We start from the raw sequence: 16,942 nt of genomic DNA, 5'->3' as shown, positions 1-16,942 counted from the left end.
ATGACCACTTCAATTTCTATTGATTACTGCATTTAGCCCTTTTTTATTTTAATTATTAAAATAAAAAGAGTTTTTGTTTTTATAGAGTTGGAATAAAAAGTTAAATTTATGATAATAGGTAAGAAATTTTTTTGGCGTTAGATAGCCTATGCCTCAAGAAATGTTGGAAAAACAGAAGACTATGAGTTTTCTTTGGCAAAACTTCACATGTTATAAAATTATATTCTGAGAGGGGTATCTAGGTGCAATTCGTTGAGGCCTTAAGTATTTTATCTAAATCATCATCCTTTGCTGTTTCTACAGAAAGCGATCGAGATTTAGAATTATCTAAAATCAAATCTGATCTTTATGTTGAAATGCCTATTGAAAAGGACTTTTTTTCGTTACTAGAGCAAATTGATTCTACGTCTAAATGCGTTATATTTTTATGTGGAAGTAGCGGAGATGGAAAGTCTGAGCTGATGCTAAGAGCGAAGCAAAAGTATGAAAAACCATATCTAAAGTTTCACTTAGATGCAACACATAGTTTTGAGCCTCATGACACTGCGACTGATACCCTAAATAGAGTTTTTGAAGACTTTCTAAATGGTGCCCATTCATTGGTCATTGGGATCAATATTGGAATGTTAGGAAATTATGCAGAAGATGCAGAACAACAAAAAATAAAAGATATATTAAAAAAATATTTAGAAAAAAATGAAAATACTGAGGATTTCAAATTTGTAAATTTTGAAGATTATCCAAAATTTGAAATTACTGAAAATGGATATAAAAGTGAATTTATTTCTAGAATTTTAAAGAAGATAACATCTCCAAGCTCTATGCTTTACCAGCTGTATGTGCAAGATGAAACGCTAGGAATAAATAGTGCTGATTATTTTAAATTTGTAAATTATAAGTTGCTATGTAATGAAAAAATTCAGGAAGTCCTTATTGAGTTATTTTTAAAAGTTAGATTGTTTAGAAATCAGTTCATCACGGCAAGAACATTTTTAGATCTAATTTATGAGTTAATAACTAAGAAAAATTATCTTTTCAATAATCTATTTTCCTGCAATGAAAACGAAATTTTAGAAAAGATAATTGAATTTGATCCTGCAAAATTAAGAACTAAAGTGATTGATCGCTTTCTTATAGCATATGAGTTGAATAGTCTTTCTAATGATTTTGAAGAATTTAAGAAAGATTTAAAAAATGATCTAATGATTAATGATTTAGGGTGTTCTAATGCTTATATTAGATTGTTCTATATATTAAAATTACTAGATCTAGGTAATAATTATCATAAAAAATTTTTTGATGATTTTAAAGAGAGTTTGCTTATAGATTATTTGGAGATATATAGACATCATCTTTATTATGATGCAGTTCGATCTCGACCAGTGCTTCGTAATTTCTATACTAAAGAATTAATTAGTGCAATTAGGGGATATATTAATAAAAAAGCACCCTATTTGGAAGATGATCAATTTTTGTTGGTTGAATATGGGGATTACAAAGTTATTTCTAATCTAAAGTTAGCTCCCAATTTTTCTGAGATTCAAAAGAGTCAATTTCAAAAAAATAGAGGATTTTTTGATGCAAATATTATGATCAAAGGATTTTCAGAAGATAAAAATGATCCTAATTTGAAATTTAGTCTTGATATTAATCTCTATGAATTATTCAGTAAATTGAGAGCAGGTTATCGACCAAATAAAAATGATAGAAGTGTCGTCGTTGTATTGAATGAACTTGTAAATCGATTACTACTTTTTGCAAATCAATCAAACGAAATTAGTTTCAAGTCAACTTCTTCTGAAGTTAAATTTATTCGTGAAGAAGACTGTATAGAAGTAGGGTACTGAGAATGTATTTAAAAGCAGATTTAAAGCCATCTAGTAACAGTATGGCAAGTTTCTATCCTATTAGTACCAATGAGAATAGTAATGATTTTGACTGGGATTTAGTAACAAATTTATTTTTAAGCGAACTTTATGGGTTAACTGCTGAAAAAAAAATAAACAAATTGAGAGAGAATCTTGATCAATTTTATAAAGATCTAGAACAGCAGTTTAAAGCAGATTTTTTAGATGAGAAAGCTTGGGAGATGATTAATAATATTTATTTTAGAGAAAATAATATTGCTAAAATTTCGCCAAAGTTACGGATATTTTCATTGACTGATGAGTCTCAAGGGCTATCAGCTGAAAAAAGAATAGTCGCTCTTTTAAAGACACTTTTAAAAAATGAATTCATCTATACTAATGATGTTACGAATTTAAACTTCATAGAGCAAAAAATTTATGAAAAATTTGAAAGTGTCTTTCAAAGCCAGTATCCAAATTACGATGGTTTGATTACTTATCTACCGAAGCTTTCCTCAATTTTTTCCAAAGATTTAATTTTTCTTACTAATCATTCGAAATACTTTTTAGAAAATATACAATTATTTTTGGAATTGTATACCTTTTTATATACAGCACAATTATCGATTATCATTAATGGCTGGAAAGAGGCGAGTGAGCCAGATATAAAGGACTGTTATTTTATATTAGATACTGAAAAAGCTAGTCGAGAAAGAGCTTCACTACAAAGAAGCGGATATAAGTTGGTAGAGAAAAATTTAGATTCTATTTTTCCAACCTTAGCACTTTGCGAGAGTTTAGAAAGTAGCAAAGGTCATAAATATCCCTTATGGAAAATAGTTACATTGTTAGAAGAGGATGATTTACCAAATTTAGAATCCTATTTTGATGCTTTTATAGAAAATAGAAACTTGAAAATAAATAGAAATAAATTCAACACTGTTCATTCTGCTTGTGAAGCTTTGCATCAAGCTTATAAAGCGCAATTTGCGAAAGGTGAAACAAGAGCGAGCCGTAATTCAAATATTGTAAGAACAATTAAAAATATTATTTTAAAACCATTTATTCAGACACGAGGCAGTGCAGGTACAGTCTTTGTACTTACTCAAGAATATTTATTGTTATTAACAAATCTCGTTATTGGTGAAAGAGATAAATTGCGTTTATATGAAGTGATCAAAGAATTTGAGCTAAGAGGGATCTTCTTTGATAAAGAAAGTAGAAAAGCTTTGGTTGGTTTTTACGAACGTTTAGGTAATGTAGAAAAAATGAGTGATAGTGGGGATGCGATCTATGTCAAAAAAACAATATGAAGATTTTTTAGTTGAGTTATTTTTTGATTGGGCGCAAAACAACTTAACGATTGGTGAGAAACTGCACTTTAAATCACCTGATGATGAAAATAGTTTAAAACTTTTCCAAGCTTTTATCCGTAAGTCAGAATTTTATTTTTCTTTACATGATGAGCAGATCAAATATTTCATCTTGAATGAACATAAGATTATCCCAGTCTTGCATTCAGATGCAGACTTAGGATATTCAGAAAACTATATTTCATATTTACGAGATCAGGTATCAAGCCAGATTGGCGAGTTTAAAGATTCCATTTTGTTGATCATTCATAACTCATCTTTAGATACTTTAAATAATTCCTCTAAAGATTTGACACTAACGGATAATATTTGGAGTCCTAAAGCTATTTATGATGCTTTATTGAGTTTTATTAATGAAAGTTCTTTTAAAGATCATGAGATTTCAAAGCAACTGTTGAGTCATCAGTTTGAGCTCATTTGCGCTGATGGCGCAACCATGTTTGGTTTCAGGGAATTATTTAATGCAGTTCAGGATGGTAAAATAGAATTTAATGAACTAGGTTATTTGAATGATGCGGCATTACAAGATTGGCATCATGCAAGCATTGCACAAATTGAAAAAAGATTAGATGAAAATAAGCGTCTCAAAGAAGACATTGAGTATATTGTTGAACAATTTCCAACTGAGTACGTTGAAAAGTTAATTGATTTAGATTTTAGCGAAAAATTTATTGATAAGTTTTTTTCAGATAAGGATTTAGATTCATGGAGAACAACGCTAGACTTTGGTGAATGTCAGCAAGAGAGACAGAAAAATGCTGTAGATCTTATAGAGTTTTCTGATCTAAATACTTCAGCCAGCAAATATTATCATCGTACGAAAGGTGAAGCTTCTCAAAAAGGTGGTTCTTCTAGTCGTGATCATCATTTAATAATAGAAGTATGTCCAACTCAGACACTCATTGATCTGGATCTTACTTTTATTAAAGGGCAATTATCTGAAGAAGAAATAAAAATCTCACCTAAATTTAGAAAGTTATTGAATTATAAGGTGAATAATCGTTCCGCTAAAAAAACAACCTTAAGTTTAGAGACTGAGTTTAAAGGAATACCGAAATATCTTAATTTCGAGATTAAGAGATCAAAACCTAAAGAATGCTTTAAATTTAGAGTTCTATTGGTTCCACAGAATATTTTTCCTATACATTCATTTCAGGATAAGTTCTTATTGGTTCCTAATAAAGAATTTATTATTTTAGAAACTGATCAATCAGAATTTATTTTTAATACTACGAATGAGGCCACTTATACCTTATCTCAGTCTGGTGAAAAGGTTGATGCCTATCAGTTTGGGACTGTGGTTTATGAGCGTTTATTAAATACAGAAGAGCAGGTTAATTTCGTACTGAATGCAGGAGAGCATGCATTAAGATTTGAAATTCAAGGTATTCTTTCGGTCTCAAGCCTCAATCTACCAGTCATTTTTAATTTAGACTCTTATAAATATTTCTTTGATGATGAACTTTTCGGTATTTATAACAACAAGAGTTCTAGGATTTCATTCTTGGGTCGAGAATACAAATCAAAAGGTGAGTATAAGAAGTTACTGGAATTAGAAATCGATCTTATTTCAGAACAAATACTCTCAACTGAAACTGTACGTGGTGGAAAAATATATCTTAAGGATTTAGCACCCGCATATTCAAATCTCAGCCAAGCCTACACACAGCTTTATGATTATCTTAAGACGAGAAATACAGTGTTAAGTTTAGTCACATGGGGCTCAGAGTTTAGGGAAATTGTAGAAAATGTAGTGACTGAATATGTGAAGTGTATACATGAAATTCCTACAGAACGCTTACTTTCGAATGATGCAAAAAATCTTGTTAATTTAGGTTTTTGTAGTTTGGATAGAAAGGAATATATCTCACCATTTCATCCATTAAACCTTTCTTATTTCCTTAACTTAGTGAATGAGTGTTTAGCTGATTCCTGCGGATCTTTTCAAACTCTACACAATACGACTTTACGTAGGTTAAGCGCAGAAGGACTCATTCCGTTTAATTGGCATGCTGATCATGACTTTAGCTATAGTCAAGCGGTATCCGAACATCCTATGTGGCTTCAGGTTATTCCTCAAAAGCAAACACAATTAAATTATATAAGGCCTCTCGTTCGCCAAAAAACATCTGAATTTGTGGAAGCTTTTAAAATTCTCTTCCATCAAGGAGAACGAGATACTTTATTAATTAACTCTATTAATAATGGATTTAATCAGGAGGTATTCTTAGGTTTAGTTGGTTTTATACAGAAACTCAAACCGAACGAAGTTCCTAATATTCATGTCAATTTATATGATGATGAATTAATCACAACTTATTTTGATGAAGTTGCTGATACTGTTAGCCAAATGAAGCTCAAACAGTTATGCAAATTGTCTTTATTGGATAATAGCGCAGATCAGATTGCTGACCTGATTCGAAGAAGGGTGACGTACAGTAAATTTGAAACCAAAGATGATGAAAACTTCAAATATGCACATTTAACCTTTGTTCGAAATAATACGCCTGTTGAAGTTGCTAATGTGGATTTAAGAGCAGAAAAAACAGGAATCGCATGTAATGCCTTGTTAGCGGGTGAGACTTCTTACCATCAGCAAGATACATATTTTACGACTGCTGGTTTAAAGGGTATTCAGTGTGATAAACCTGTGCTTCAAATTGTCCAGAGGTATAGTGCTTTAAGTCATGCAGCATGGAAAAATCAGAATTTCTATGAGTCTAATGGTTTATCTCTGAAAGTCTCAAATCATTTACAGAGACTTCTTGATCGTGCTTATGACGATAGTTTATGGACGGTAATCATAGATCCAAAAGTTACCTTGGACTTCTTTAAAACTCAACAAGATGTAGTTCTCATACATTACTCGGATAACTATACAAATTCTGCTCATTATGATGCGATTACAGTCACGAAGCGCCGCGATCTTTATGATCAGATTTTGAGCCAAGGTCAGTCGGGGAGAATTGATGAATTTAATGCCTTTAATGGAGAATGGCTGTTAAAAATGCTGACTCTTCCTGAGAAGGATCGTAGAGAAAAGAAAAGTATTATCGCAGCTTATAAATATGTGAATTCTCTCTTATATGAGAGTGATATTACTTGGGTTCCACTCAGTGTCGCCGAGATGATCCGTGTGTCTGGTAACGTTGGCCTTAAGATGAGCGAGTCTGATTTTAGTACATACTGCCAAGGCAAAAAATATGGTGTCATTTCTGATGATGTTTTATTTGTAGGATTTAAAGATCGGCAGATGTTTTTACTTCCTTTAGAGGTGAAAGTAGGCCAAAAACAAAAGCATGATAAAGGGATTCTTCAGGCACAAAAATTAAAAAGATACTTAGAAACATGTCTGTTTGGCCGTCAAGATTTAGTAGGGCATTTGTATCGAGGCTTATTCATTCGTCAAATTATGATGCAGGTTGAAAAGTATCAGCTTTATCAAACTTACCCGGATCATTATTTTGATCAATTACTTGATAATCGAGAGTGGTGGTTAGCTGGGCATTATCAGTTGGCAAATATCGAGAGGTACCCTAAAGGCTTTGTTTTAGCGTTTGTAGAAAGTGATACATTCTTCCAAGAAGACTTTACCCTAGAACAAGATATTCTAGTCATCAAACTTCCTGGTGCTTGCCAAAATAAGTTTATTTCTACGCCATTGAAAGATCTGTTTAAACAAGTGGATAGTAAAAATTTATTTAATATTCCTGAGCGATATATTTTAAATGGTGACACATCATATGTGGAGATCGATGCAAACGATACAACAGAAGAAGTTGATAAAGATCAGGATAAATGTGGCGAACAAACGGGGTTATTGGAGTTTATTCCCCAAGATCTTCAACCGACTTTATTTGACTTCAGTACGGATATGATTAAACCTGAGCAATCTGAGCAATCTGAGCAATCTGAGCAATCTGAGCAATCTGAGCAATCTGAGCAATCTGAGCAATCTGAGCAATCTGAGCAATCTGAGCAATCTGAGCAATCTGAGCAATCTGAGCAATCTGAATCAAATGTTGTGAGACCTCTGCAGATTCATTTTGGTGAGAATGCTATCACGCATGAGCAGCTATATTGGGAGCCAACGAATACTGCCAAGTTTATGAATACCAATACAGGGATTATTGGCACAATGGGTACAGGTAAAACTCAATTTACTAAGTCACTCATTACTCAGCTCATGCAGAATCAGTCGAGCAATGTGAATTCTGCATCTATAGGTATGTTAATTTTCGACTATAAGTCAGATTATGTTGATGATGAGTTTGTAGAGATCAATGCTGTAAAAAGACATAAACTTTATAAATTACCTTACAACCCATTAAGCTTATTTGGTGATACACCAATGTTGCCGGTACATACGGCACGTGGTTTTTCAGACACTATGGCGAAAGCATTCGGATTAGGTGTCAAACAGCAGGCAACCTTACGTAAATTAGTGCTAGATGCTTATGAGCATGCTGGAATTGATAAGGCCGATTCATCTACATGGCAATTACCAGCACCAACAATTAAAGATATTTGGAATTTATTTGAAGCAACAGATCCGTCGATCGATTCATTATATGCTGCTCTTGAAAGCTTAAATGAACTAGAAATCTTTGAATCAGATAATAGTCAATGTTCTAGTTTATATGACTTACTTGATGGAGTATTGGTCGTTGAGCTGGCTGGATACCCACCTCAAGTTCAAAATCTTGTAGTTGCATTGACACTGGATTTGTTCTACTCGCAAATGCAGAAAAAAGGTAAACCTCAGGTTCAAGGTGACTATAGACAGATTACGAAAATGATTCTTGTGGATGAAGCTGACAATTTTATGTCACAAGACTTTCCAAGTTTACGTAAGGTTCTTAAAGAAGGGCGTGAGTATGGAGTAGGTGTCGTCTTGTCCACACAAGATATTACGCACTTTAAGACCGGAGAAAATAACTACTCAGCGTATATTTTGACTTGGGTAATCCATCGTGTAGCACAGATTAGCAACGGCGATATTAAGGCGATCTTTAATGTGGATGATAAGTCTGAGCAAGAGCATCTAATGGAAACAGTCCGTAAGCTTGATAAGCATTATAGCTTGTATATTGATGGGCATAAGAAGCTAGTGAAGATGAAAGACAAAGCCTTTTGGGAGTTGTGTCAGCAGTTGCAAGTATCGTAATATTTTTTGAATTGTTGAGCCTTTGTTAGAAGGCTCAACAAATGTAATCAGGTTGTATGTAAAAGGTTGAGTTGTAGAGTTTCTATTGTAAGATCCTCTAAGTGAAGTTTATAAGCAAATTCAAGTGGTGAAAAGCCATGTTCATAATTACCATTAACGTAAATATCTTGTTCATAATCTTCTATTAACATTTCATATGAACTTAGAAATATAAGTTGAATCGTCAATAGACAAATTCTTGAAGCAGTTTGTACTAAATTTACCTGTAAACTTATTGGTTCGTTTTCTTCATTAGGCTGAGCCGGAAACATCGACCCGTGGGCGAATGAGTTTCTTAACTCATACACTAATAGTAAACCGATCCCAGCAATGCCCTCTGGTGTAGAATTTAATTTTGATTGTATTTTTTTTTGATTTAAAAAACTATCTGATAATTTTTTAAAGAGTAATACAGATTCTATATATTCATCTGGTAAGTTTGAAGTCCTTAAATTTTGATTTAAGAAATAGCAAATATTTCTAATTTTTCCTCTTTTCTTTTTATCTGGATGAGATGGGGGATTTATGTTTTCAATCAGAGATTCTATAGCACACCAAATAAAAGAAAATATACTTAGTTCTGTAGCAAATTTTTTTAAAATTTGCTCTTTTGCAAGATCGTACTCATGGGCACTTTCACAAATACCCCATGTGTAATCATATTTGCTTATATCTAGATCGAGCTTTTCAATGGATGAGGCTAATAATATCCATTCGCTAAAAGTCATATATTGCTCGAGATCTGTAACTCCGAATAAGTCTCTGATTCTCGAGCAATGTTCTGAAATTGAAATCATTTTGTGCATCAATTTTTATCGAATTTCAATATGTTCCAGAATGGTTCTTCTGATCTGCGATCTACCAGCACCGGAAGCATTGTTGAACTTAATATCAGAAAAATCAATCGTGCTTGCCGGTTCTAAAATATTTTTAAAATAACTCACTCGAATATCTTTCAAATCATAAGCATCTTCAGCTAATAATTTCAAAATATCAAATAAAGCCTGAATACCTACTGTTTTTGTAATGAAAGAATTGGCATTATTTTTACTCCAAAAAATTTCTTCACAAGCAGTTAAAAAGTTTCTTACCATGAGGTAGATAACTTTATCTTGCACATCTATGTAAGCAGATCTTAATGGTGACTTATCACGTCTATATTTTCTTAGAACTTCACGAGTAGGTTTATCTTCAGCATATCTTTTGTTAATTTCGTTTGAATCTTTGATTGGATTACTAGAAATTAATTTTAATATACCTTGGACAACGACAGCAGTTGAAATCTGCCAATCGATATTTTTTGAAAGTTCTTTAAGGTCATTATCTAAAGTGGCTGCAATTTTAATTCTGCCATTTAATGCTGATTTTTCATCTACCATAAGCTTTCTTGTTAAGAATACAGCTAATTTATCTGGTGACCAATAAGCTTCATCTTCTTCTTCAATATTATAGCCGTAAAGATTATAAGTAAGGCTCTTGTCGACTGGCTTCTGAGTTGAATTAATGACTGCAAATATTTGTGCTTGTAATGCTTTGGGTAAATCTAAGTATATTGAACAAACAAGTTGCATATTTTGTGTTTCTTCGTCTTTATTAGCATGTTCAAAAGCCATTAAACGATGCTGGCCATCGATAATTGCTGCCAATTTTTTATTTGAAGGGATATGAAGGTCATATGTACCATCATTATTGTCTATGACTTTCCAAGAGTAACTTTTGTAGTAGTTTATTGACGGATCTTTCAGCTCTTCCCAAATAAAATCTTGAGAAGATAATTTTGTAGTTAATTCTTTGAAATCTTCATGTTCAAATTCATCAGATTTAATCTGATTTTCGAGTTCATCAAGTGTAAATCCATATGGGGTAAAGTTTGCAGATAAAATAATAGTATTAGGAAAGGCTGCATCTGAACGGTTTATATATTCTGCAATTTTTTTCAAGCGATCGGTCCGTTTTACACGTTGAGTACCATTCACTTTGTAGGTTTCATTTTCAGAATCTAAATGTGCTGACATAGTGTCACTAAAACCTACTTTAGTAAGAAGGCTGGCAGGAAGTACCCCTACAAAAAAATCGCCCATAGGCTGATGAACAGGTAAGACTTTAATTTTAACAGTCATATTTTTATCCTTAATCTTCTACTTTAAACCCAGTGGTAGTGCCAGCTACATCAGAATCAGTAGATCCTCCCGTTGATGCATCAGGTTCAGCATCATCATCACTAAATAGGTCTTTATTGGGAGAGTTAGCTAAAATCCATACCCATAGTGCTATGAGGATAGTTATGATATTAAAAACTGCATATATAAAAAGATTAGCATTTTTATAAGTTAAATTAAGACCAAGGGTTATGATTGCCAAGATGAATGCAAGTATAAGAATCAACGTTCTCATATCACGTTTTTGGTCGGTGAGCAGTAAATAAATACCTGAAGAACCAAATACAGCAGGGGAATAGAAAATTAGAGCTAGTTGAAGATTTTTCAAAGAGCTATCGCTTAATGAAAAAGCTAATTTAAAAATTTCTATCCAGATTCCTAGGCCAGAAAAAAAGATAATACCTAAGAAGAAATGACTTCCTAAGAAAGTAAAATTTCTGGCTTTACAAGTCCGTTGCTTTAAATCATTTAAAAGACTGTATTTGGTTGTCATAAATATATTCGAAAGACAGTAGTAGGAAAGTACCTGTTTTTACAAGATTTTTATATCAAAACTAGTTTGTTAGTTTATGTAATAATGTTTTAAACGTCAATTTCATTATGATTTTTTTAAAATAATATTTTTACCTGGTACAGATGTGTTTATCTGCATAATAATTTAAATTTTTGAAGATTCTCAATGAATCTTTTAATTTATAAAAGGCAAGCTATCTGAGCTTGCCTTTTTATTTATATATTTGCAATCAAACTTTCAGATGACTTATAACGAACGGACATCGCACCAACACCTCGATGAATATGCCCACGCATGCGGTCAAGAAGCATCTTATTGTCTAAGGGTTCTTCCCGATCATCTTCCACATACCTTAAAAGTGATAAGAACAGATCTGTATTTTCACCTGTTAGTGTATAGGCATTAAACTCAGAACCATCTTCATTTGGTAATGGAATATTACCTAAAGGGCCTTCTTCTAAAGACATCATCAGGGCAATACGACAAAGCAAATTTGGTGTCAGACCTGTACGTTGTTTCAGCATACGAAGGCGAGTGGTTGCTTCAGATGAAATTTTAAGCTTGCTGTAATGCAATTCTCTTCTCCGTCGTATTGGTACGTTTTAGATCAGTAAAGTAGCCATGTAATGCCTGAGTAGAACTTAACTCATGATTGTATTCAAGTAAGTAACTTTCAGAAATAAACTCATCTAACTGATTTACGTATAAATCATCAATCTCTGTATCAGTCGAAAGAATAATGACTTGATGGCTGACATGAGGGAAGTAAAACTTCATGAGGTTGTCACGGTGCTCTCGGTCTAAACGGCCAAGTGGTGTATCAACAATCATTGGTAAGTGGCGACCACTAGTTTTTGCTAAAGACCATAACATGGCAATTGCATAGATCTGTTTTTCACCAGCAGATAAAGCAGATTTCTCAACGACTTTGCCATTGGTTTTGATTAAACGTGTGTTGAAGCTTTTTGGATCAATCTGTAAATCAGTAATGAAATTGCGTTTGCGTAGAAGCGAGTTAAAAATTTCAACAAAATTTTGACGAACTTGATTGATTTTTTGCTCTAGCAGACCTGTTTCAAACTCAATGAGGGCTTTGATCCCTTTAGCTGCTAATGAGTTTTTGTGATTCTGCAAAGCAAACTCTGCTACTGCTTCACTCGCCGCTTTTAAGTTTCGTTCTGCTGTCACAACATCCCAATTAATTTTACGAGCCTCTTCTTCCTTTTGGTTAAGGATTAGATCAAGCTCACCCAGCTTGCGTTCTTTATGAAGCAATTCATCTAGATAAGCATTAGAGTCTTCAGCATTTTCAGCACGCGCAATCGAAAATTCTGTAGCTTCCTTTTCTTGGTTTAAGTGAGTAAAGCGTTCATAAAGTGCTTTAACCTGTTTCTTCACTTCACTATCTAGGCTCAATAATTTCGCCAAAGCTTGCTGTGGTTCAGCCAGTTCGCCAAATGCACTATGAGAGCTATGTTTTGGTGCTGTATCAAAATAACTTGAAAGGAAGTCGTTTAAATTTTGCCAATGTTCATCTTTCCAGAGTTCTTTTTTCTGAATAGGGCTTGTTTGGAATGAACTTAAAGCCTGTTCAACAAGTTTTTGATTAGATGATTCGTCGGCAGATGAGCTCTGCAAATGATTCGCAAATTTAGCGATAAGCTTAGGTGCAAACAGGAATGGCAGTAATCCATTCGCTAAGTTCACCAACTCTTGCTTACAAGTAGTGATCTCTTTGTTGAGTTGAGAGAGTTTTGTTTTGAGCTGATCGTATTGCAAAGCAATTGCACCACCTTCAGACACAAAGCGTAATCTCTTTTGTTCTATATTTTTTAGCAAGCTCTGATGTTCGAACTTAAGCTGAGCATACTCATTCTTGATGTCATTTTCTTTAGATTTAAGCTTAGTTAACTGTTGGGTTAAAAGAGAGACATCATTTTGTTCAACATCATCAGATTTATTACGGGTTAAATATGAATGTAGATCTAGACGCAACTTTTCAATTAAGTCAATGCCAAGCAGATTCTTAATTGCATCTGATAATGATGCATTGTTATCTTCAGCAATATCCTGAATTTTCTCGCCGTCGAAGAAGAAGAGTTGAGAAACCCCGATTGGGATGAGCTCTAAAAGGAAGTTTTCCCACTCTTGTTTAGGTACGGAAGTAACCGTTGTACCATTTTTTTGAAGGTCTAAACTTTCGCGCACCTGTCCATCAGCAGCTACAATCCATGAACGGCATACCGTGAATTCAGCGGGAATACTGCCTTCGGTATAAATGAAGGTCAACTCAATGCTTGAAGAGCGTTCGAGGTGATTTTGATTGGTCTTGCTGAGTAAATACTGATGGTATTCTTTATGACTAATACCTAATCCTAAAGCACGTTTGCCATATAGTGCTAAACGAACAGAATCTAAGAATGTCGTTTTACCCGTACCATTACGACCACCAATCAGAATAATAGGGCGATTGGTAATGGATGATTTTTTGGGTTCTAAAGAAAATTCGGTACGCTGACTATATAAACCAACATTATCCAAAATTAATGATTTGATAATCATGGATTAGCTCCAGCGTTATTAAGTAAATCTAGCTGACCTGAAGAAATTTCTTCAGCAAAAGATGTTTCGTCATCTTCTGTTTCAATGATGTCATCAACTGTTTGATCTGACTTGTGATCAGCCAAAATTGTTTTCAAATCTCGCCATTCTTCATTGAGTACTTTGCTCAATTGGCTATGGATATTGTGACGACGTTTGAGGCCATGAGAGGCTTTTTCCACACCAATCAGCTTGACCATGAGTTCGGTAGGAAGCTCATGTTCTTTGCAGATTTGATCAAGTAAAGCAAAGTCTTGGGTATTGTAAAGCACGCTATCTTCAATTTCCCAGTCGAGTTCAATCCCAAGGATGTTTTTAACAATTTGACGGACTGAATCTGCCCAATCACCGCTTTCAGAACGCCATAAACGACGAATTTCATGTAACTCTGCTGGATGGATGAGAACTGGCGCTTCACCGATTGGTGCTTCTGCTTGTACTCGTTTTTGAATTTCCAAAAGCTTACTCAAGAGTTCTTTACGGAATTCTAATTTGTATGGTCCAGGAACCAGTTTGCCATTTGCATGGTTAAACGCAACCTGACCATTACGACGTTTAAACTCACGATAAATAAATTTTTTCTCAGGATCCTGAGTTGAAGACAGTAAGTCACGGTATTCTAAGAGTGGTTCTAACCATTCTTCACCTGACTCCACCATGGCTTCCATGGATTTATCTTGTTGCACAACAGTACATACCCAGCAACCAAAACGTGAGTTACCACAGCTAGGAGTCGTTTTGTCGACGACAAGAGGGCATTCACCAGCTTGAGCATTTCTATACATGGTGACTAACTCGCGGTTGTCATTATTCCATGGAGATTTGTTTTGGAGTAAATAATTCCAAACATCGTCTGTCGTAAAGGCTTCGATCGGTGCAAAGACAAAGGCATTCAAAAGAGAAGAGTGACGTGCGAGTTTGGTGCCCTTAATTTTGTGCATTGCAATAACTTGCGCTCGTGTTGCACTTTCAGCAGAACGTACACCTAAAACAACAACAACCTCACCAAACTCAGCAACTCGTTGTGTAATAAAATCATTTGCAGGTTCGATTTTTAAGCGTTCTGTACACCAGCGGAATTTATTACTGGGTGCAGGATAACCTCGACCGATTAAGTTAACCCAAAATGAACGTTCAACACGTGGGCTTACCTTTTGGACGATAAAAGGCATACCTTGCGCATCAGATTTTTTCTGAATATTTTCAAGGTTTTTGTCAATGTAGCGAACAATAATAGGGGTCTCAACCAGTGTATCTGAACTAATCACGTACACGGGTTTTTGTCTTTGCTCGGCGGGCAATAAGGCTAGAGCATTCCACACTAACTGTAATGCACAGGTAGAATCTTTACCACCTGAATAGCCTACAACCCAAGGCCGTTGATCAGATAGATATACTTCTTGGATTGACGTATGAATGTCTTTTAGTGAGTTGGTCTCAAAAAAACTCATTTAGACCATCTCCTCGATGTTTGATACGGTACTTTGTTTAACGTGAACAGAGTTGTTTAGCAAATTTTCCACTCTTTGTGATTCATCACTCAATGGAATTCCTAGAACTTTCTGAATGTAGTTGGTCACGAGAATCAAATTATTGCGGGATTTGTTGATTTTCCCTGCGACTAATGCTCGACCATCCCAAATACCCAAGTTGCTTCGTGACCACTCAACATGAATGAGTTTGCTGAGATGGTTTTGCCAATTTTCAGGATATTCTTGCAATAGTATATTGCCGACTCTTGCAAGTGCCTGTAATGCAATCCCATGAGCATGAACATAATTCTGACGCAGGTGATAGGATGAAGTTTTATCTTCAAGAAGATCAAGCCAACCAGGAATGTATTGTATTACTTCTTGCCAAAATTGTGTTGCTAAATGAATGGCATCATCGGTGTTTAGATGATTATTTTTGAAAGTCAGCAATTCTTTAGTTGCTTGGTGAATTGAACTAAAGGTGAACACTTTTGTTGAGCGATTAGAAATACTTGATTTCTCGAAGTCTGTGTATTCAGAGAATAAGGGAATAGCCTCAATCACAGATTTGGTGATATGAGTCTGTTCATCCCTGTGATTGAATAATAATTTAATAGACTGGGCTGGCTTTACCGCATGCATATTCAGATCTGCAAACATTTGTTGCGAGCGTTTAAGACCTTGATCTGCATAAAGTACAACGGAGATTGTTTCGTCTCCAAGATATGGTTTTACTTTAATGGCTTCTTCGATGGCTGCGCGACGATGTTGACCATCATTGATCAGGACTGTTGCATCCATAGAAATTTTGAGTTTCCCTATGTTGTTGGAAACTTCAGATGGCTCAAACTTTACTTCGCCATCAACGCATGCGCATAGAGAAGAGAGAATATATTCTTCAGGATTTTCAGTGATATATCTACTAATTTGAGGTATGCGGCTTTTATTTAAAGTTCGTTGTGCTCTCAGTGATGGCGGGAGTGAATTATCATCAAATTTAAAAAATTTAGGTACGAATTTCAAAGGTACCATTATGATGTAGAAAGCATTTCTTGCTTGGATGCCTTGCATCGCTACAAATTCAAACCAATTACCATCCATAGGAATTACACATATAACAATATTATTGTAATTCTATCATGTATGGAAGTCTAATTTTGATTATTTGGAAGTTTGTTTTTATGAAAAAATGAACTGGATCTGAAAAAATATGGATATATATTTAATCTTTCATATCTAGTTTTAAAATTTGGAGAAAATGAAATGGAATCTTTTTATAACAGGAATGCAGAGGACTATTTCCAAAAAACATGGGAGCTCGATTTGAAGGAAATTTACGAGAAATTTTTAAGATATATCCCTTCAGGTGGAAAAATTTTGGATGTTGGTTGTGGTTCAGGTCGGGATGCGTATCATTTTTCCCAAGCTGGATATGCAGTCACAGCATTAGATGAGTCAATTGAGTTAATTAATAAAGTGAGGAATCATGTTGACTGTCAGGTACAACACAGTAGTTTTTATGATTTCAATGAAAAAAATATTTATGATGGGATATGGTGTTGTGCTTCATTATTACATTGTGCTGAAAACAAATTAGAAGATGTATTGAACTCATTGATATCAGGTTTGAATCCTTCGGGTATTTTGATGTGTGCTGAATTAGCAGGAGACTTTCACTTGGGAGATTCTAGGCAGCTAACCGATAAAAGTCTTCTGCCATTTGATTTGGTGTCTTAAAATCCAAGCCTTTTTGAATTCTTCGCTGATTAT

General features: G+C 34.3%; 10 protein-coding genes and 1 pseudogene. 4 read left to right on the top strand and 7 right to left on the bottom strand.

The genetic code is table 11. The annotated features are described in order from the left end of the window. Positions 1 to 242: 242 nt before the first annotated feature. From dptF to dptH, 3 genes are read left to right on the top strand one after another with little or no spacing between them, the layout of a single operon-like run. Positions 243 to 1,847 (top strand): DNA phosphorothioation-dependent restriction protein DptF, encoded by a 1,605-nt coding sequence (gene dptF, locus FTU72_RS11885; protein ID WP_180052907.1) that lies wholly within the window; start codon positions 243 to 245, stop codon positions 1,845 to 1,847. A gap of 2 nt (positions 1,848 to 1,849) precedes the next feature. Then, positions 1,850 to 3,160 carry a DNA phosphorothioation-dependent restriction protein DptG gene (gene dptG / locus FTU72_RS11880; protein ID WP_180052908.1) on the top strand — a complete coding sequence of 437 codons (1,311 nt, stop codon included), beginning with the start codon at positions 1,850 to 1,852 and terminating at the stop codon, positions 3,158 to 3,160. Continuing rightward, a complete protein-coding gene (gene dptH, locus FTU72_RS11875; RefSeq protein WP_180052909.1) occupies positions 3,141 to 8,387 on the top strand; it encodes a DNA phosphorothioation-dependent restriction protein DptH in 5,247 nt (1,748 codons plus the stop codon). Before dptG ends, dptH begins: the two co-directional genes overlap by 20 nt. 47 nt (positions 8,388 to 8,434) lie before the next feature. Here dptH and FTU72_RS11870 read toward each other — a convergent pair whose 3' ends face one another. The 7 genes from FTU72_RS11870 to dndB form a co-directional block, all read right to left on the bottom strand. Next, entirely contained in the window at positions 8,435 to 9,154 is a 720-nt protein-coding gene (locus tag FTU72_RS11870) for a hypothetical protein (RefSeq protein ID WP_180052910.1), read from the bottom strand. Between the two features lie 84 nt (positions 9,155 to 9,238). Further along, positions 9,239 to 10,546 (bottom strand): DGQHR domain-containing protein, encoded by a 1,308-nt coding sequence (locus tag FTU72_RS11865; protein WP_218947525.1) that lies wholly within the window; start codon positions 10,544 to 10,546, stop codon positions 9,239 to 9,241. 10 nt (positions 10,547 to 10,556) lie between these two features. Next, positions 10,557 to 11,078, bottom strand: coding sequence for a hypothetical protein (locus tag FTU72_RS11860; RefSeq protein WP_180052911.1), 522 nt, complete (start codon positions 11,076 to 11,078; stop codon positions 10,557 to 10,559). 236 nt (positions 11,079 to 11,314) lie between these two features. Further along, complete coding sequence (dndE, locus tag FTU72_RS11855; RefSeq protein ID WP_180052912.1) at positions 11,315 to 11,674, bottom strand: DNA sulfur modification protein DndE; 360 nt, start codon at positions 11,672 to 11,674, stop codon at positions 11,315 to 11,317. Further along, on the bottom strand, positions 11,655 to 13,661 hold the full coding sequence (dndD, locus tag FTU72_RS11850; protein ID WP_180052913.1) for a DNA sulfur modification protein DndD: 2,007 nt from the start codon (positions 13,659 to 13,661) through the stop codon (positions 11,655 to 11,657). Before dndD ends, dndE begins: the two co-directional genes overlap by 20 nt. Beyond that, the gene (dndC, locus tag FTU72_RS11845; protein WP_180052914.1) at positions 13,658 to 15,151 is read right to left on the bottom strand and encodes a DNA phosphorothioation system sulfurtransferase DndC; all 1,494 of its coding nucleotides are present in this window, start codon (positions 15,149 to 15,151) and stop codon (positions 13,658 to 13,660) included. Before dndC ends, dndD begins: the two co-directional genes overlap by 4 nt. Continuing rightward, positions 15,152 to 16,273, bottom strand: a complete 1,122-nt coding sequence (gene dndB / locus FTU72_RS11840; RefSeq protein ID WP_180052915.1) for a DNA sulfur modification protein DndB — start codon at positions 16,271 to 16,273, stop codon at positions 15,152 to 15,154. A gap of 162 nt (positions 16,274 to 16,435) precedes the next feature. On the opposite strand from dndB, the pseudogene FTU72_RS11835 reads away from it, so the two are divergent. After that, positions 16,436 to 16,843 (top strand): annotated as a pseudogene (locus FTU72_RS11835) (class I SAM-dependent methyltransferase); the annotation flags it as partial. Positions 16,844 to 16,942 lie beyond the last annotated feature (99 nt).

Origin of the sequence: Acinetobacter sp. YH12137, assembly GCF_013418535.1 — a bacterium.
GTDB lineage: Bacteria > Pseudomonadota > Gammaproteobacteria > Pseudomonadales > Moraxellaceae > Acinetobacter.
The sequence above is the reverse complement of the archived record's forward strand: the minus strand, read 5'-3'. Positions and strand labels throughout refer to the sequence as shown.